General features: G+C 64.9%; 12 protein-coding genes. 4 read left to right on the plus strand and 8 right to left on the minus strand.

Annotated features, from left to right (window positions below):
- Window positions 1–11: 11 nt before the first annotated feature.
- Window positions 12–959, minus strand: coding sequence for a Flp pilus assembly protein CpaB (gene cpaB, locus AB688_RS24765; RefSeq protein WP_063546280.1), 948 nt, complete (start codon window positions 957–959; stop codon window positions 12–14).
- Between the two features lie 283 nt (window positions 960–1,242).
- On the opposite strand from cpaB, the gene AB688_RS24770 reads away from it, so the two are divergent.
- Together AB688_RS24770 and AB688_RS24775 are read left to right on the plus strand one after the other, a co-directional pair.
- Window positions 1,243–1,419, plus strand: a complete 177-nt coding sequence (locus AB688_RS24770) for a Flp family type IVb pilin (protein ID WP_063546282.1) — start codon at window positions 1,243–1,245, stop codon at window positions 1,417–1,419.
- A gap of 48 nt (window positions 1,420–1,467) precedes the next feature.
- Complete coding sequence (locus tag AB688_RS24775) at window positions 1,468–1,878, plus strand: response regulator (RefSeq protein WP_054894187.1); 411 nt, start codon at window positions 1,468–1,470, stop codon at window positions 1,876–1,878.
- 10 nt (window positions 1,879–1,888) lie between these two features.
- Here the strand turns inward: AB688_RS24775 and AB688_RS24780 are convergent, their stop codons facing one another.
- The 5 genes from AB688_RS24780 to pbpC all read right to left on the minus strand — a co-directional run bounded on the left by AB688_RS24780 (window position 1,889) and on the right by pbpC (window position 9,106).
- The gene (locus AB688_RS24780; protein WP_063546284.1) at window positions 1,889–2,464 is read right to left on the minus strand and encodes a PIN domain-containing protein; all 576 of its coding nucleotides are present in this window, start codon (window positions 2,462–2,464) and stop codon (window positions 1,889–1,891) included.
- The gene (locus AB688_RS24785; protein WP_063546286.1) at window positions 2,464–2,922 is read right to left on the minus strand and encodes an excisionase family DNA-binding protein; all 459 of its coding nucleotides are present in this window, start codon (window positions 2,920–2,922) and stop codon (window positions 2,464–2,466) included. Before AB688_RS24785 ends, AB688_RS24780 begins: the two co-directional genes overlap by 1 nt.
- Before the next feature lie 178 nt (window positions 2,923–3,100).
- Window positions 3,101–4,771 carry a ShlB/FhaC/HecB family hemolysin secretion/activation protein gene (locus AB688_RS24790; protein ID WP_063546288.1) on the minus strand — a complete coding sequence of 557 codons (1,671 nt, stop codon included), beginning with the start codon at window positions 4,769–4,771 and terminating at the stop codon, window positions 3,101–3,103.
- A 135-nt stretch (window positions 4,772–4,906) separates the two neighbouring features.
- On the minus strand, window positions 4,907–6,493 hold the full coding sequence (locus tag AB688_RS24795; protein WP_063546290.1) for a collagen-like triple helix repeat-containing protein: 1,587 nt from the start codon (window positions 6,491–6,493) through the stop codon (window positions 4,907–4,909).
- Window positions 6,494–6,745: 252 nt separating this feature from the next.
- Complete coding sequence (gene pbpC, locus AB688_RS24800) at window positions 6,746–9,106, minus strand: peptidoglycan glycosyltransferase PbpC (RefSeq protein ID WP_063546292.1); 2,361 nt, start codon at window positions 9,104–9,106, stop codon at window positions 6,746–6,748.
- 59 nt (window positions 9,107–9,165) lie between these two features.
- Between pbpC and AB688_RS24805 the strand changes: the two genes are divergently transcribed.
- Window positions 9,166–9,459, plus strand: coding sequence for a hypothetical protein (locus AB688_RS24805; RefSeq protein WP_063546294.1), 294 nt, complete (start codon window positions 9,166–9,168; stop codon window positions 9,457–9,459).
- A 58-nt stretch (window positions 9,460–9,517) separates the two neighbouring features.
- On the opposite strand, the gene AB688_RS24810 is transcribed toward AB688_RS24805, so the two are convergent.
- Window positions 9,518–14,419, minus strand: a complete 4,902-nt coding sequence (locus AB688_RS24810) for an alpha-2-macroglobulin family protein (RefSeq protein ID WP_063546296.1) — start codon at window positions 14,417–14,419, stop codon at window positions 9,518–9,520.
- A gap of 204 nt (window positions 14,420–14,623) precedes the next feature.
- Here AB688_RS24810 and AB688_RS24815 point away from each other — a divergent pair, with 204 nt between their 5' ends.
- A complete protein-coding gene (locus AB688_RS24815; protein ID WP_063546298.1) occupies window positions 14,624–15,961 on the plus strand; it encodes an MATE family efflux transporter in 1,338 nt (445 codons plus the stop codon).
- A gap of 42 nt (window positions 15,962–16,003) precedes the next feature.
- On the opposite strand, the gene speA is transcribed toward AB688_RS24815, so the two are convergent.
- The gene (gene speA, locus AB688_RS24820) at window positions 16,004–17,917 is read right to left on the minus strand and encodes an arginine decarboxylase (RefSeq protein WP_054894196.1); all 1,914 of its coding nucleotides are present in this window, start codon (window positions 17,915–17,917) and stop codon (window positions 16,004–16,006) included.
- Window positions 17,918–17,927 lie beyond the last annotated feature (10 nt).

Raw genomic sequence — 17,927 nt, forward strand, 5'->3', positions numbered from 1 at the left:
TCCTTGCCTGGTCAGGGAGTCTTGTCGGTGTCGGCAGCCTTGGCGCCACGAATGATCTGCATGCTGGGCGCAGCGTTGGCGGGAGCAGCGCTGGCCACGGGAGACTGGGACAACTGGCTGAAGCGATAGAGCTCGCGTCCGGCACTCTCGACCTGCGGCCGCGCCTCAGGTTCGGCCCAGTAACGCGCCAAGCGCTGTTCATCGGCGCTGCGTACGGCCAGGCGCAGGGTACCGGCCTGGGCAGCGAGCATCAGTCGGCTGGCCAGAGCTTCGGGTACGGCCAAGGTGACGGTGCGGGTAGCGCCGACGCTGCCTTGGCTCCCGTGCTGTTCGCGCCGGGCCTGTTCCTCCTCGACGGTTTGCGCCGGCCGGCCATCGTTGGCCAGCCCCATCTGCTCGCCAACACTCAGCACGCGCAGGGCCGGCAGCACCACCTGGGCTGAAGACTGCGGGTTGTTGTTCTCCTCGCGCAGAAACAGCAACACATCCACGTAGTCGCCTGGGCGCAGCAGTCCGGCCGCCCCCACCACATCGTCGACGCCCACGGCCACCGCGCGCTCGTGGGCACGAATCATCCGCGACAGTGGCCCGCCCGCCTGAAAGCTCGCCTCGTCCAGCCAACTGCCCGCCGACAGCGCACGCGCGCTGGAGCGACCGAGCACCTGGTCGATGTGCTGGAACGCCCCGGCAGGCACCACTTGCAGGCGCTCGAGCAGCACATCGTCCTCGGTCAGGGGCGTGTTCGCCGGGAGCGCCCTGCGCAACACAACGATGGATGTACGTGCCGGTTCGGGCGGTTGGGAAGGTGGCGCAATCACTTCGGCAGGCGCTTCGGCGACTGTGGGAGCAGGACTGACGGGGGGTGTGGACGGGCGGCTGAGCACCAGCCCCCAGTAACCTGCGAGTACTGCGCCGAGAAGAAACAGGACAGCCAGGACCATGGTCAAGCGACTGCTCATCTCCGCCTCCCTGCGCCATTAGATTGCTGGCAAAACGAAACTATTTCGCTATTGAACGGTAGCGCAGACCTCACCGTTCGCCATGAGCGGAAACGGGATTTTTTCGTCTGGCACGCGGACATGCAGGGAAAACAGGTACTTAGAAAAAGCCTTGGCTTCCAATACTTTAGGGTTAATGCCTTTTTACATTTGCAGGCTTCGCCAGCTTGGCAATTCTATGATGGCAAATGGACGTTACTTAGCCACGTCCTTACCCCGCGCCGTCGGCGCAAGGAGATGTGCCATGCAACTGCAACGGATCCTTCAGCACTGCAAGAACTTCATCACCCGCAAGGACGGCGCGTCCGGTATCGAATACGCGCTGATCGCCGCAATGGTCGCGGTGGTGCTGGTGCCATTCGTACCGACGATCTCCGGCAAGATCACCACGATGTTCAGCGCCATCTCCGGGGCGCTATGACCTTGACCAGCACGCCGCAGCATAACGCCAGGCGAACAGGAGCCAAGCATGCCGAACTCTTCCTCGCGCCAGCAGATTCTTTTGGTGGACGACGAGGAAGAGGCACTGCAAGAGCTGGCTGAATTGCTGGAAAACGAAGGTTTCAAGTGCCACACCGCCAACTCGGTGAAGACAGCCCTGCAACAGCTCACCCGCTACCCTGATGTGGCCCTGGTGATCACCGACCTGCGCATGCCCGAAGAAAGCGGCATCGGCCTGATCAAGCGCCTGCGCGACCACACCGCCCGCCAGCATCTGCCGGTGATCGTCATGTCCGGCCATGCCGATATGGACGACGTCAGCGACCTGCTGCGCCTGCATGTGCTCGACCTGTTCCGCAAACCGATCTACCACGCCCGCTTGCTGGAGACACTCGACAATCTGTTTCCCAAGTCGGTGATGCAGGTGGTGGGGCGGTAGGCCAATGCGTTCAGATCAACAAGGCAAAGTCGCGCAAAACCCCTGCCGTCTGCGGTAGGCCTTGCCTCGAATAGCACTCCAGCAGGGCTTCGGCGGTGTAAGGCATACGAACCAAGCTGCGCCGCATTTCAGCCACAGCCTCCAGAACGGCAGCCTGATCGAGGTCCCACAAGTCCATGATGAATTCGTCAGGGTGCTGTGCCTCTACACCGAAACAGCGCAATGCGGATGGGGGAAAGTCTTTCAGGTTGAACGTCACGATGACTTCCGCGTTGCTTCTGATCGCGGCGGCAAGAACATGTACGTCATCGGGGTCGGGCAGATTCAGAGCCGGGTACAAGGATTCATGACCGACAACCAGTGCATCGGGAATCGCCGCTTCCATCAGTGTGGAAATACGGTCCAATTGCCCCCGGGTAAGATCCCGCCGTTTCAGCAATAGATTCCTTTTCCATTCATCATCGATCTGGGCGCTCCATCTGGCTCTGTAAAGGCCCTTGCCAGCGAGCCTGACCAACAAGTCGCGCAAAGGGGCGGGATAAAGAACGCATGCGTCGTAAATCGTGGTGAACGGTGAGTGACGCATCAATACCCCAGGTCAAGCTCTTCCGATAGCGCGGTCAAGTCGTCCATCGCCTTGCGGCTGGCCTGATCCCGCTGCTGTTTGTAGATCATCAGGTCAGAGAAGAGAACACGACGATGTCGACCGGCCGTGTGATGGGGCAATGCTCCTTCCTCGAGCAGTTTCACCAGATGAGGGCGCGAAACGCTCAGCAGATCCGCGGCCTCCTGCGTGGTCAGCTCCGCGTGGACCGGCACTACCCGCACAGAGTTGCCCTGTGCCAACTCTCCCAGTATATCCAGGAGCAACCGCAGCGCACTGGTTGGCAGTTCGACGGCATGCGCCTTGTTATCGGCGTCGTAGATCTCGATGCGCTGCATGTCAGCCTGGGTGCATAGCACGGCTGCCAGGTCTCGTTGCCCCTGCACAGCGGCTGCTACTTCACGGGCCTCGGGAAACTCGGTACGGATAGGCACAGTCATGAACTTTCTCGCTGAAGACTTCTGTTCACTTCAACATATTCGAAATAAACGAAAAATCAAGTATCACCAACTTCCCTTCCCTGACGTCCTCGCAAAGACTAGACAGGCCCCCCATGAGCGGCAATCAGACGCTATTCGACAGATCAGGTCAGACAGTTCCTAGGAAGATCCATCCCCCCTACAGTTGATAACTGAAGCTCACCGTGAACCGCGGCCGCCGGTTCAGGCTGTCGAGGGCGATGTCCGACATGGGCTTGGCCACCTCCAGCGCGATGTTGTAATAGCGCGCATCGCCAAACCGCAGCCCTACCGCCGCCGACGACATCTTCGCCTTCTGCACCTCCAGTTCGTTGAACCAGGCCCGCGCGCTATCGAGCACCACATAGGGCTGCAGCACCTTCAGCCACTGGCCCTCACGCTGGATGCTGTAGTTCAGCTCGTAGGCCAGGCCCCAACCCTTGTCGCCGGAGGCCTGGTCGCTGGGGTAGCCACGACCGAAGTTCTGCCCGCCGAACACCGCCCGTTCGCTGTCGGGCAAACTGTCGTTGCTCCAGTAACCGGCAGCGGACACGACCCCTTGCCAGTGTTCGAGGAAATTGTCGCTCTGCACCCCGGACAGGCGCAGGCGCAGGAAGTCCAGGTCGTAGCCTGCATTGGTGCGTGCGCCAAAATGGTCGAGGCCCTGGTAAACCCCGGCGCTGAGGATGCGCAGGCGCTTGGCCTCGGCCTTGCGCCAATCACCCTCGAACGACAGCGCGCGAATGTCGGTGTGGCTGTCGAGCTTCAGCGGGAAGCCCACGACCTGGTAGTCGATCTGGTCATTGACCGCATAGAAGCGCCCGACCACATCCAGCCATTCGGTCGGCGAGGCGATCAACGCCTGGCTGAGCCCGATCGAGTAACGCTCGTTCTCGCGGTGCTGGGTCAGGTCGATACCGTTGTCCAGGCGAATGCGCGCCTTCGGGTCGCTGCGATAGCGCGATGCCGACAACAGCAGTTGCGTACCCTCGTCATCCAGGAACTGGCTGTAGTCGACGCGGTAATAGTGTTCCTTGTCCTCGCCCGGTGGCACCAGCACGCTGGCGCTCAACTGCTCGGCGAAGCGAGTCTGGGCATTGCTGCTGGCGCCCAGCAGCGCTTGCAGGTCGTCACGGTTGCCGTCGCTGAGGTTGAGCGTGGTGGTGAAGGGCTTGCGCGAAGCCTGGGCAATCAGGCGCGTGGCACCGTCGGTGGTGCCTGGTGGCGGCACCTGGGCCTGGAAGGTGACACCGGGGATACGGCTGATCAGGCTGGTGTAGCGCTCGAAGGTCTTGCGCGTCAGCGGCCGTTCGGCCTTGAGCTTGTTCACCAGACGCTCGACATAGCCCGATGCGGAGCCGATATCGCCCTGAACCTCGTAGTCGCGGATATAACCTTCCACCAGCACCACCCGCACGCGGCCATCGGCGAAGTCTTGCGGCGGAAGATAGGCGTACGACAACAGATAGCCGTCCTGCTGATAGCGCTGGGTCAGGCGTCGGGTGACCTCGATCAGTTCAGCGAGGGTCACGCTGCGATTGAGTATCGGTTGGTAATGCTCGCGCAGATCTGCCAAGGGGTAGACGGTCCCACCCTCGAAGCGCACCTTGCGCACCAGGACCTGGGTGTTCATCTGCAATGGCGTTTGTTGGGGTGCCGCTGGTGCCGGTACATTCAGCCCAGGCTTGCCCGGACGATAGGCGTCCACCGGTAGATTCGGCGTGGGCAGGCGGCGTTCGGTTTCGTTGCTGTTGAGAAAACTCGGGAGGGGTTCGGCGCGGGCCACGCAGGCCCAGGACAGCGCCAGCATCGTCACCAGCAGTGGACGCATTCGGACACTCCATGATCCTGTGGAACCAGGGGCGCCCGGTAGGGACGCCCTTGTCATGCAAGCGTAGGTGTTGAGCGCGCTGTCGTCTAACCGAGCGCCCGGCGGATCAGCGAAAAAGATCCGCCGGGCACTTTATCAGCGCTGCGCGCCGCCCAAGGCACCGGTCACACCACCCAGTACGCCGCCGAGCCCGCCACTCTGGCCACCGCTGCCATTGACCAGCGTGCCAGCCTGGCCAACGGTGCCACCGACTGCGCTGACCGTCGCCCCCACCTGGCTGACGACCGGGTTGCCGGTGGCCGCGCCAAGCTGGCTGCCTGCACTGGCCACCGCACCGCCCACCTGATTGAGCAACCCGGCGACCGGCGCACCGACGCCCGTCGCAGCACCAACCTGCTGGGTGACACTGGCCACGCCACTGACGACCGGCGTCACACCGGCGCTCACCTGTTGCGTCACCGCGGCCACCGGAGCACCTGCTGCCGTATTGGTGACGCCATTGCCACCGAGCACCGTGCCGAGCGCAGCGACGGTGTTGCCAACCTGGCCCGTGCTGCCACCTACCGACGCTACCGCCGGATTACCAGTGCCCGCCGCCAGCCCGCTGCCAGCGCCAGCAACCACGCCGCCAACGGTTTCCAGCAGGCCAGTGCGTGCGCCGCCGGTTGTCGGGGCCAGACCGCTGGTGGTGCTGACGGTGCTACCCACATTGCTCACCACCTGCCCGAGCGTACTGGTCAATGGATTGCCGTTGCCGGTGCCTGCAACCTGTTGCCCGGCCTGGTCGAGCGCCCCGCCGACCTGGTTGAGGGTCTGGTTCAGCGGGCCAGCGAGCCCGGTTTGCCGGGTGACATTGGCAGTGGTGTTTTCCACCAGCGACACCACCGGCACCAACGCATTGCTTACCCCCTGCGTGGCGCCCGCCAGCGGGCCGCTGGTACCGACAGGGGTCAGCGTGTTGCCCAGCATGGTGACCGCCTGACCGACACGGTCGACGCCTTGCCCGGCGCCTGCCACCACTTGGTTGACCAATGGAACCTGCTCGACCGGTGAGCTCGTTGCCAGCGCCCCTATGCCCTGTCCCAGGCCGGATACGCCGGTCCCGAGGTCGGAGGTGGCTGCCCCCACCACGCCGAGTGTCGTACCAACGGCATTGTTTCCGGTGCCCAGTTGCCCAAGCCCCTCGCTCAAGCCGGAGCCGACACTACTGACGGCATCACCCGTGGACGACACCAACGAACCTACGCCGCCGGTCAGCGAAGTGTTCCCCGCCACCGGCAGCGAGCCGATCATCTCACCCAGGTTGCTGACACCATCGCCCAAGCCGGAAACAGTATTGCCGACCTGGCCGACGACCTGACCGGTGACCAGCGGGGTCGGCGTATTACCGCCGCCCGTACCACCATCACCACCGCCTGGCGTTCCGCCACCGTTACCAGGATTGGTACCGCCGCCTCCCGTACCATCTCCTCCACCACCGGTGCCACCACCAGTGCCACCGTTGCCTGCGCCGTTGCCACCACCCGCCATACCGCCGCCATCACCACCGCTGCCGCCCGATCCGTCGGAGCCGCCGCCTGCACCTGCACCAGCGCCACCATCGGTGGACGAGCCATCAACCTCGCTGTGATGACCACCACCACCGCTGCTGCACCCGGCAAGCCCAAGGGCCATGACCAGCGCCAATGCCGTACTCGCTTTCATCCAAACCTGAGTTTTCATGGGCGACTCCCGCACTGCTTTGTTGTTGGATAGGCGCGCTGGCCAGGCTGGCCAGCGTTATGCCTTCAGTCAGCAGTGAAGCTCTGGCGGTTCGCCGGCGGTAGGTCGTAAGTTGGTATTAATACGGGGGAATAAGGCGCTGACGGCGCTGGAAAGCCTATGAAATTCAGTGAGTTGTGAGGGCAGCCCGAATGGCTGACCGAAAGGTTTAATACCATGTCATTAGTACAAGGAAGCGCTGGCTGAGAGCGGCTACTCCGCCACCTGGAACTCGACCCGTGCCGTCTCGCCGCTCTCATCCAACGCACTCAACTCGATGCGTCCTGACTGCTCGAAACGCACCAGCAGGCTGTCCTGCCCTTCGGTCTCGCCCAGCGGCCGGCCATTGAGGAACCACCAGCGCCGCCCAGCCCCACCCAGTGCCGATACGTGCAGTTGCAGTGGCTCGTGACTGGTGAGCGGCCGGCGCAAGTTGTCGCCTGCGCGCACACCGACGATCGACAGCGGCGGCGCGCTGGGCGGCACCTGCGGTGGACAGGCAGGATCGACCATCGGCAGCCGCGCACTACGCCGCTCTACCCGTGGCAGCCAAGGTTCCAGAGGCGCAGGCCAGAGGGCAATTTCCAGTGCTTTCGCCCCAGGACAGCTGGCATCGACCCGCAAGCCGCGCTCATTGACCCATACCGTTTCCCGCAGGCCCAACCCCAGCGGCTGGTCGGCAGCCTGCAAGGTCGGCGGCGTGGTGCCGTCGAGGGTCCAGGCAAAACGCTGGCGGCGGCATTGCGGGTCCTGACGATTCATCGGCTGCCCCAGCGGCCAGCAGATCGCTGCCACGCCGACACTGCCCGGCACGTTCTCCACGGGCACGGCAACACCGCGCTGGCTGTCGCGATTGCTCAGCAGGTCGTGCACCTGCAGCATCAGCGGCGCTGCCGAAGCCAGGCCGAACTGGCCCGGCACTGGCGTGCCATCGGGCCTGCCTATCCAAACGCCAATGATGTACCGCGGGCCGACCCCGACCGACCAGGCATCGCGAAAGCCATAGCTGGTGCCAGTCTTCCAGGCCAGTTGCGGGCGCTGCACCAGCTCGGCGTGCGGGTCGCGGTCCGGACGTGCCTGGCCGCTGAGAATACGCCGCACGATCCACGCCGAACCCGGCGACAACAGGCGCCGCTCCAGCAGCGGGTCCTGGGGCTGCAGGCGGATCTTCGCGCTCTTGCCTTCACGCGCCAGCGCGGCATAGCCACCCACCAGGTCCTCCAGGCGGCTGCCCGCGCCGCCGAGAATCAGCGACAGGTTCGGCTCGGCCAGTGGCGGCAGTATCAGCGGCACCCCACCGATACGCATCTGCGCGGCAAAGCGTTTGGGCCCATAGGCCTCGAGCAACTGAACCGCTGGCAGGTTGAGCGACAACGCCAGCGCCGAACTGGCCGACACCGGCCCACTGAAGCCCATCGAGAAGTTGCCCGGACGATAGTCGCCATAGCGACGCGGCACATCCTGCAACAGCGATTCGGAGTGGATCAGTCCATCGTCCAGGGCCATGCCATAGAGAAACGGCTTGAGGGTCGAGCCTGGCGAGCGCAGGGCATGCACCATGTCGACATGGCCGAAGCGGCGCTCATCGCCCAGGTCGATGGAGCCCAGGTAGGCACGCACCGCCATGGTCTGCGCCTCGACCACCAGGATTGCCGCCGAGGTGCGCTCGGGCAAGCGTGCACGCCAACCGAGCAGCAGGTCTTCGAGACGACGCTGCAACGATGCATCGAGCGTGGTGCGGATCAGCGTCGGGCTGTCCGCCGTGTTCAGCCGCCGAGCCAGCAGTGGCGCCAGCGCCGGCTCCTGGCGTGGGGCGAGCAGCAAAGGCTCCTCGCGCGCCTCGGCAATCCGCTGCTCAGGCCACACCTGGTAATCGGCCAGGCGTTGCAGCACCTTGTCGCGGGCACGCTGCGCACGCTCGGGATGGCGATCCGGGCGCAGGCGGCTGGGCGCCTGGGGCAGTACGGCGAGCAATGCCGCCTCGGCAGGCGTGAGGTGCTTGGGCGACTTGCCCAGGTAGGCCCAACTGGCGGCAGCGACGCCCTGCAGGGTGCCGCCGAAGGGCGCGCGATCGAGGTAGATCTGCAGGATCTCGCGCTTGGACAGGTGCCATTCAAGTTGCGCCGTACGCCACAGCTGACGCAGCTTGCCGGCCAGGGTGCGATCATGGGGGTCGAGCAAACGTGCCACCTGCATCGACAGCGTGCTGCCGCCGGACACCACGCGTCCGCCACGCAGGTTCAGCCAGGCCGCGCGCGCCAGGGCCAGCGGGTTGACCCCGGGATGGTCGTAGAACCAGCGATCCTCGTAGGTGAGCAGCGCCTCCAGATACAAGGGCGATACCTCCTCGGGGCTGACCGGATAGCGCCACACGCCGTCGGCATCGGCGAAGCGCCACAGCGGCGTGCCGTCCTCGGCGAGCACCACCCGCGCCAGGTCGTCGCCCGGCATCGGCAACGGCCACAGGCGATCCGCCAGCCACAGCAAGACGACGCTCGACAACACAGTAATGCCGATACCACGCAAGATCCTTGCGCTGCGCGTACGCGGGCGAACTATGCTTGCGCCTGGCATCGGGAACCGACCCCATCGAACGATGGCCAAAGGCTTGGGATGATCATCAGGAAGCAGCTATGCATGTAGAAGGGTTTTTCGAGTGGTTGGGCCAGGCGCTGGGCGCGGTGATCAAGTTCATCGTCGATGTCATGAGCGGGCTGTTCAATCTGCTGGCCAATGCCGGCGGCAATTTCATCGACGGGCTGGCGCGCACCTTGGGCATGGACACCTCGCTGGTCAGCATCCTTGCGCTGATCGTCGGGCTGATGCTGCTGTACTCGGCGATCCGGGCGTTCATGCGGGCGTCGATCGTGATGGGCATCATCTGGCTGGTGCTGGGCTTGTGGGTGTTGAGCTGGATCATTCACTGACCCAAGGCCCGCCATCCATGAACCTGTGGGAGCGGATTCACCCGCTCCCACAGTCGCATCAACGGCTACGCACCACCATCTCGCCCTGGCTATCCCCCACTGCCTGCAGGTTCGGCCGGTACATCGACTCCACCTGCGGCGGCGGAATGCGATAGCTGCCCGGCGTTACCGCACGCGCCAGGTACAACAGGTGCGTGGTGCCATAGCTGTCGAGCTTGAGGGCGGCCACATAACGGTCGTCGCGGTACTCCTGGTGAACCACGCTGGCGTTCTGCATCGATTCGCGCCATTGCTTGACCGCACTGCTGGCGTTGTCGAGGCTGGCCGCGCTCTGCGCCAGGTTCTGGTTTTCCAGCTCCAGGCCCGCCGGCAGCAGGTCGACCACCAGCGCATCTGGCACCTGGCTCTGGGCCTTGAGCGCCAGGTGCACCAGCACCAGGTCGCCACTGCGCAGGTTGCGCAGGTCCAGGGCCTGGCCGTTCATGCCCAGGTATTCGCGACGGATCTCCATGCCATTGCTGCTGGCCGCAGGTGCCTGGCGCGGATAACCGGACAGGGTCAGTTGCTGGTAGAGGGTCTCGCTGCCCTGGTTCTGGATGCTCAGCGGCGATGCCAGCAACGGGCCTTCGAGCTTCATGCCCGATTCGGCGTTGTTGAACTCGCGAACCTCGCCGGCGCTGTCCAGGCGCGCCTGCCAGTTGCCTTCGGGCTTGCCCAGCAGGCCACGACCGGCGAGGAACAGCGCGTTGCGCTCCTGGGTCGACAGCCAGCGGTTGGAGGCCAGTTCGTCGGACAGCGCAAACAGCCGCTGATCGACCTGGTTGCTGGCCAGGTTGTTCTCCTGCAGCAGGGCCAGGATCAGTGCCTGGTCACGCACCGCGCTGCCGTAGTCGGCCAGCCAACCCTTGCCACGGCCGATGGAAAGACCGGCCTGCAACGCCTGCTGCGAACGCGGCTTGTCGCCCATCTTGTCCAGTGCCACCGCCAGTTGCACGAGCGGCAGGCCGGAGCGGGCGTCGCTGCGGCGTTCGAACAGGCTGCGCAGCGCACCCAGCGGCGCCTGCTGGCTGCGGGCGAGCACCAGGGCGGCGTAGGCCTGCACGGCAAAGCGGGTGTGCTCGGCGTCCTGGCTGTAGTCGACCTCGATCAGGTTGCGTTCCTGCAGGTAGCGCAGCAGCCGCTCGTTGGCCTTCTTCAAGGCATCGGCAGGCACGCCGTAGCCTTGCTCACGCGCACGCAGGAGGAAGTCGGTGACGTAGGCGGTCAGCCAGTACTCTTCCTCGCTGTCCGAACTCCACAGGCCGAAGCTGCCGTTGTAGCGCTGCATGCCCAGCAGGTGCTCGATGCCCATTTCGATCTTGCGCTTGCGCACATCGGCCGGTTCGCCCTTGATACCCAGGCGCTTGAGACTGTCGGCATCGGCATAGAGCGAGGGGTACAGGCCGCTGGTGGTCTGCTCCAGGCATCCGTAAGGGTAGGCTTCCAGAGCGCGGATCTGTTCGGCCAGGTTCAGCGGCGGGCGACTCGACAGCGCCAGGCTGGCTTCAAGGCCTGCCGATTCGAACTCGGCCAGCTCATTCTCTGGCAGGGTCCAAGGCTGGTCCTTCAGCGCCACGCGGTAGTGCTTGAGCATGGCCGGATACGCCGGGCGCACACCCAGGGTCCATTCGCGCTCGAAGCCGGTGGCCGTCTCGCCCGGCAACTGCAGGCCATCGACACGCACGTGTACCTTGCCCTGCCCCAGGCCACCACGGGCCTGGACCGGGATCATCAACGTGCTGCGCTGGCCCTCGGCGAGGTTGATGTTCTGTTGGGCAGCCCCAGCGAGGTCGAGCTGCCCGTCGGTGGTCACCTGCACGTTGAGCTGCTGGGCGCGGCCAGACAGGTTGGCCAGGTCCAGGGCCAGGCGGGTCTGGTCGCCACCGGCAAGGAAGCGCGGCGCCGACAGCTCGGCAATCAGCGGTGCCGCTACGACCGTCTTGCCTTCGGCCATGCCGAAGTGCTCGTCGGTCCAGGCTTGCGCCATCAGGCGCAGTTCGCCGTTGAAGTCAGGAATATCGACCGTGGCCTGGCCTTCGCCTTTCTCATCGAGCGTTACCGGCAGGCTCTGCTGGGCGACGATGGTGACCGTGGTATTCGGGCGCTTGCCGCCCTTGGCCATGGCGGCGTCGCCACCAAAGGCCAGGCTCGCCAGACGCCCCTGGCCGGCTTCGATCAGTTGGCCGTAGATGTCCAACTGGTCGGCGCCGTAGGCCTTGCGGCCGAACAGGCTGGCGAAGGGGTCGGGGGTCTTGAAGTCGGTGATGTTGAGGATGCCCACATCCACCGCAGACAACAGCACATGCACCTGTTTCGGCACGCTGCCATCAGCATTGACGGCCTTGAGCTTGACGGTCAGGGGCTGCTTGGGACGCATCTTCTCCGGCGCCTGCAGGCTGACCGCCAGCTTGCGCTCGGCACGGTCCAGCGGCAGGTGCAGCACACCGACGGCGCGCTTGGGCGTGGCATTGACCTTGCGCTCGCCCGGACGAATCACCAGGGCGCTGATATAGAGGTCGTGACGGGCCCATTTCTTGTCCAGCTCGACCTCGAAGGTCTTGCCCTCGGCAGGTACGTCGATTTCCTGCCACCACAGCGGGCCGTCGCTCGACTCGATCATCAGGTAGCCGCTACCCGCGGCAGGCGGCGTGACGGTGACCTTGGCGGTAGCACCGTCGGCGTAGGACGGTTTGTCCAATGCCAGCTTGACCTGGTCCGGGCGTACCGCGCCGCCTTCGGCGTTGTCCTGGGCGCGGTAGCCGGCCCAGAAGCGCTCGCTGGATACCAGCCCAGTCTCGGGGTCTTCGACCTCGACGCGGTATGGGCCCCATTCCACCGGGAAGGTCAGCTTGGCGGTGGAACCGGCCTTGATGCTGACGGTTTCTTCGCTCTGGGTGAGGAATTTCTCGTTGTAGTTGTAGCTCCAGCCATCGCTCTGCGAGTAGTTCCAGTAGTAGTCGCGCCGCTCACGGATCAACCGCACCTTGAGGTCGTCGGCGGCGAGCTTGTTGCCGTCGCGGTCGGCGACCAGCACCTCGAACTGCACCGGGGCATCGCTGTCGGTCTCTTCGCCATCGAACAGGCCGCGCAAGCCCGGCAAGCGATCGGCCGGCCAGATCGGCTGCTCCAGGCGGCGGGTGATCGGTCGACCGCCAGACTCCTGCAGGCTGGCCTGCACAGTCAGTTGTAGCGGCGAGCGGGCCTCGGCCCAGCGGCTCTCGATATCGACAGTGGCCTTGCCGGCCTGGTCGAGGGTGACTTCATCGAGTTCCAGGTCCTGGGTCAGCTCGCTCTCGGTGACCGAGCCGAACTGATAACCCGGCAGCGCCGGCACGGCTTCACGCAGCGGGCGGATGTAGGCCTGGCCACTCAGGCGATTGCCGGCGGCAGGCGCGCCATAGAGGTAGCGACCATTGACCTGGATGCGCGCGGTTTGTTCGGGGCTGAGCGGTGTCTTGCTGCCCTTGAGCTCCAGCGCCAGGCGCTCGGGCAGGAAATCTTCGACGAGGAACTCGTAAACCTGCTTGCGGCCGCCGCCCAGGTCGAGCAGCAGCTGCCAACGCCCGGTGGGCGCTTCGCTGGCCAGTTGCAACTGGTACTGGAACAGGCCGTTCTGGTCAGCCTCCCAGACGAACTTGCGGCTGACCTGCTCATCAGGGCGACGCACTTCGACCGTCACTGGCTGGGCCTTGACCGGCTTGCCGTCCTGGTCGCGCAGCAAGCCGTTGAGCAGCACGGTTTCGCCGGGGCGATACAGGTCGCGCGGGCCAAAGATGAAGAACTGCAGCGGGTTGGCCTGGGGGCCGGTGATGTCGAACTCGGCCAGGTCCAGTGCGGCGGTGTTCAGGCGAAGCAGCGTGGTGTGCACGCCCTGGGTGGCGATCAGGGTGTCGGCCTTGGCCGTGATCGGCAGCTCGGCATGGCCCTTGCCATCGGTCTTGGCCTGGGCCAGCAGCTTGCCCTTGTCGTCGTGCAGTTCGAGGGTCACGTCACTCAGGGCCTTGCCGCCTTCGAGGGCCTGGGCGAACACGTCGAGGCGGTCGCGGTAGCGGTGGGCGGACACGCCGATATCACTGAGGGTGAACAGGGTCGCCGGTTGCGAATAGTCGTAGGTACCGGAGGCGCGCATCACCGCCAGGTATACGCCCGGTTCCTGCAACGGCTTGATCCCGGCGATCGGCAGCAGCACGGTTTCGCGGGTGTTGCGTGCAGGGTTCAGGTCGAAGCGGCCGCTGTAGACCAGCTCGGCCATGTCCAGGGTTTCCTTGGACTGGTAGTAGTACAGGCTGCTGTTACGGCCCCAGTTGACCAGGAAGGTCGAGAGCATTTCCGGTTTGACCCGGAAGAACTCGACATCGACCTTGTCGACGTTCAAGGCGATGACCGGCAAACCTTCGGCCAGGCGGGTAGGCAACAGAGAGCCACGGCTGGCAAAGCCGACGGTCGGCTGCATGTCGCGGGTTTCCAGGCGGCTGACCGACTCGCCCTGAAGCGTCTTGCCGTTGACCGCGAGCAGGCCCTTGTCGACGGTCAGCACCAGCTTGCGCTGCGGCTCGAGGTGGCGCAGGCGCAACTCCATCTGATTGTCGGACAACTCCCAGGCGCCGTCGAGCTTGCCCTTGACGGTATCGACCAGGTGCACCTTGGCGGCGAAGTCCTGATTGGCATCGAGCGGCACCGAGAAGCTGATCGACAGGGTACTGGCACCGTCGAGCTGGACCTCCGAGACGTCCAGCACGTTGAGCTCACGGTCGGCGTAGCGCTTGGCGAGCGCTGCCGGGTCCTCGCGCTTGGCGGGCTTGGCTTCGGCTGGCGCGCTGGCCGCGGGCTTTTCCGCCGGCGCGGGGGCGTCCTTGGAGGAGGAATCACAGGCACTGAGCAGGGCCAGCGCGCAGGCCAGCAACAATCCTTTGTTGAACATGGGAGAGAGGACTCTTCGGCAGCAGGGTGGTGAGGGCAGGAACTATAGCGCAACCTAAGGCAGGCTACCTGCGCTGCAGTGGCAAATGAGACCGCGTTCGCACGGATTGGTTGCCTGGCCGGTACAATGGCCACCAGCCGAAAACCGGGGCCGCCGTGCGCCCCTTCGCGGGCAAGCCCGCTCCCACAGGATAAGCGCTCCCGCATGCCCTCACTGCTCACCGACTGGCAGCACCGCCTCACCCACCGCAAGGTCTGGGCCCTGGCCGCGCCGATGATCCTTTCGAACATCTCGGTGCCGCTGGTGGCACTGGTCGACAGCACGGTCATCGGCCATCTGCCCCACGCCCACCAGCTCGGTGCCGTCGCCGTCGGCGCCACACTGTTCACCTTCATGGTCGGCCTGATGGGGTTCCTGCGCATGGGTTCGACCGGCTTTGCCGCCCAGGCCGCCGGTCGCGCCGACGGCGCCGCGCTGCGCCAGGTGCTGGTACAAGGGTTGCTGCTGGCGCTGGCGTTCGCCGTGCTGATCGGCCTGCTTGCCCTGCCGTTCAGCCAGTTCGCGCTGCACATGATGCAACCCGGCGAAGCATTGCACAGCGCCACCGAAGACTTCTTCCATACCCGCCTGCTCGGCCTGCCAGCGGCACTGGCCAGCTATGCCCTGGTCGGCTGGTTCCTCGGCACCCAGAACGCCCGCGCACCGCTGGCGATCCTGCTGACCACCAACCTGCTGAACATCGTCCTCAACCTGTGGTTCGTGCTCGGACTGGACTGGGGCGTACTCGGTTCGGCGCGGGCCTCGGTGATCGCCGAATGGAGCGGGGCGCTGCTGGGCCTCGCCCTGACCCGCCCGGCGCTGCGCGCCTATCCTGGGCGCATCGCCTGGGCCGCGCTGAAACGCTGGCAGGCCTGGCGCCCGCTACTGGCGGTCAACCGCGATATCTTTCTGCGCAGCCTGGCCTTGCAGCTGGTGTTCCTGCTGATCACCGTGCAGGGCGCGCGCCTGGGCGAGGCGACGGTCGCGGCCAACGCGCTGCTGCTCAATGGCCTGCTGCTGACTGCCTATGCCCTGGACGGCCTGGCGCATGCGGTCGAGGCCCTGTGCGGCCACGCCATCGGCGCACGTGAGCGCGACACCCTGCGCCGCTCGCTGGTGGTCGCCTGTGGCTGGTCGCTGATCGTCAGCCTGGTCTTTGCCGGGCTGTTTCTGCTGGGTGGGCACCTGTTCATCGATTTGCAGACCGATATCCAAAGCGTGCGTGACGCGGCCTACCCCTACCTGCCTTACCTGGCGCTGCTGCCATTGGTAGCGGTGTGGAGCTACCTGCTGGATGGCCTGTTCATCGGAGCGACGCGTGCCCGCGAAATGCGCAACGCGATGCTGGTATCGGTGGCGATCGCATTGCCGCTGGCATTCGCCCTCAGAGGATTCGGCAACCATGGACTGTGGCTGGCGTTTCTCGGATTCATGGGATTGCGCGCGGTGACGCTGGGGTGGGTGGGGTGGCGGTTGCAACAGCGGGCGGCATGGATCGGTTGAAGCAGGGCCGCTCCTGCAAACCTTGCAGGAGCGGCCCGCCGATCAGGACGACAGGTACGAAGAACGGGTCAGGCCCAGACGCAGCGCATCCAGGAACTGAGTCCGCTCACGGGCGGTAATCTTGGCGCTGGCGACCTTGTCGCGGTAGTGAGTCATCAACTCCTCCGGCGACAGGTGCACGTAGCGCAGCATGTCCTCGATGGTGTCGTGGGTCTCGATGCCGGCGTGGTACACGCTACCGTCAGCGTTCTGGTAGATGTTCACCGAGTCGGTGTCACCGAACAGGTTGTGCATGTCGCCGAGAATCTCCTGGTAGGCGCCGACCAGGAACACACCCAGCAGGTAGTCCTCCCCTTCGCGCACCGCATGCACCGGCATGCTGGTTTCGATGCTCTGCTCGTCGACGTACTGGTTGATCTTGCCATCGGAGTCGCAGGTCAGGTCCTGCAGCACCGCGCGGCGCATGGGCTCTTCGTCCAGGCGGTGCAGCGGGATGATCGGCAGTACCTGGCCGATGGCCCAGGTGTCCGGCAGGCTCTGGAACACCGAGAAGTTGCAGATGTACTTGTCGGCCAGCTTGTCGTTGAGCTCGTCCAGCACCTGGCGGTGCGAACGCTGGCGAGCCTTGAGCGAGTTGTGCAGGCGACGGCACACAGCGAAGTAGCATTGCTCGGCCAGGGCTTTTTCGGAGAGGCTGATCTTGCCGTCGGCATACTGCGCAGCCACGTCACCCATGTAGTGGGTGGCGCGCCAGTAGGTCTCGGTGACCATCTCGATGTCGGTCGGGCCGAGCAAGTCGGCCAGCCACTGCACGGTCTCGGGCAGCGCCTCCTTGTTCTCGATGGTCGGCACTTCGTCGTTGTGGCTTTCGACGTCGGTGACCTGGATCACCAGCATGGCGTGATGCGCAGTCAGCGAGCGACCGCTCTCCGAGAAGATGTGCGGGTGCGGCAAGCCTTGGGCGTCGCAGAACTCCTTGAGCATCCCCACCACCACGCCGGCATAGTCATCCATGTCGTAGTTGATCGAGCTGGCGTTGCGCGAGTGGGTGCCATCGTAGTCGACGCCCAGCCCGCCACCGACGTCGATGTGATCGACCGGCAGGCCCAGGCCGCGCAGCTCGCCGTAATAGCGGATGGCTTCCTTGAAGCCGTGCTGGTAGTCGGCGAGGTTGGCGATCTGCGAGCCCATGTGGAAGTGCAGCAGGCGAATACCCTGGTCGAGCCCGGCATCACGGAAGCGGCTGACCACCGACAGCAATTGCGCAGCCGACAGGCCGAACTTGGATTTCTCGCCCCCGGTGTCGGCCCACTTGCTCGACGCCAGCGACGACAGGCGCACGCGCAGGCCGACCTGTGGCTTGACCTTGAGCTCGGCGGCCTCCTCGATCACCAAAGCGACCTCGGATTCCTTCTCGATGACGATGAACACGTTGTGGCCGAGCTTCTGACCCATCAGCGCCAGGCGGATGAACTCGCGGTCCTTGTAACCGTTGCAAACGATGGTGCCGCCCTTGGGCGCCAGCGCCAGCACGGCCAGCAGCTCGGGCTTGGAGCCGGCTTCGAGGCCGATCGAGACGTTTTGCGTGGCGATGATGTTCTCGACCACCGCTTCCTGCTGGTTGACCTTGATCGGATAAAGGGCCGTGTACTGGCTCTGGTACTCCAGGCGCGCAATGTTGGCGTCGAAGGCACCGGTCAGTTGGCGTACGCGGTCCTGCAGGATGTCCGGGAAGCGGACCAGCAGTGGCAGCGACAGGCCACTCTGGCGCAGCTCGTCGACCTGCTCGAAGAGATCGATCGGCGCGCTGTCGGGGCCGTTGGGGCGTACTTCGACACGCCCGGCTTCATTGATGGCGAAATAACCAGCGCCCCAATGGCGGATACCATAAACACTGCGGCTGTCGGCCACGGTCCATTGGCTGCCATCGTCCTTGCGTGTGCGTCGTACGGACATTCAAGTCCCC

It is taken from the genome of Pseudomonas putida (assembly GCF_001636055.1).
Classification (GTDB): domain Bacteria; phylum Pseudomonadota; class Gammaproteobacteria; order Pseudomonadales; family Pseudomonadaceae; genus Aquipseudomonas; species Aquipseudomonas machongensis.

Excerpts from the sequence above, each read along its gene's own strand:
- AB688_RS24785 (WP_063546286.1), bottom strand. The coding sequence starts at position 2,922 with ATGACTGTGCCTATCCGTACCGAGTTTCCCGAGGCCCGTGAAGTAGCA.
- AB688_RS24770 (WP_063546282.1), top strand. The coding sequence starts at position 1,243 with ATGCAACTGCAACGGATCCTTCAGCACTGCAAGAACTTCATCACCCGC.
- speA (WP_054894196.1), bottom strand. The coding sequence starts at position 17,917 with ATGTCCGTACGACGCACACGCAAGGACGATGGCAGCCAATGGACCGTG.
- pbpC (WP_063546292.1), bottom strand. The coding sequence starts at position 9,106 with ATGCCAGGCGCAAGCATAGTTCGCCCGCGTACGCGCAGCGCAAGGATC.
- AB688_RS24780 (WP_063546284.1), bottom strand. The coding sequence starts at position 2,464 with ATGCGTCACTCACCGTTCACCACGATTTACGACGCATGCGTTCTTTAT.
- AB688_RS24805 (WP_063546294.1), top strand. The coding sequence starts at position 9,166 with ATGCATGTAGAAGGGTTTTTCGAGTGGTTGGGCCAGGCGCTGGGCGCG.
- AB688_RS24810 (WP_063546296.1), bottom strand. The coding sequence starts at position 14,419 with ATGTTCAACAAAGGATTGTTGCTGGCCTGCGCGCTGGCCCTGCTCAGT.
- AB688_RS24775 (WP_054894187.1), top strand. The coding sequence starts at position 1,468 with ATGCCGAACTCTTCCTCGCGCCAGCAGATTCTTTTGGTGGACGACGAG.
- AB688_RS24815 (WP_063546298.1), top strand. The coding sequence starts at position 14,624 with ATGCCCTCACTGCTCACCGACTGGCAGCACCGCCTCACCCACCGCAAG.
- cpaB (WP_063546280.1), bottom strand. The coding sequence starts at position 959 with ATGAGCAGTCGCTTGACCATGGTCCTGGCTGTCCTGTTTCTTCTCGGC.
- AB688_RS24790 (WP_063546288.1), bottom strand. The coding sequence starts at position 4,771 with ATGCGTCCACTGCTGGTGACGATGCTGGCGCTGTCCTGGGCCTGCGTG.
- AB688_RS24795 (WP_063546290.1), bottom strand. The coding sequence starts at position 6,493 with ATGAAAACTCAGGTTTGGATGAAAGCGAGTACGGCATTGGCGCTGGTC.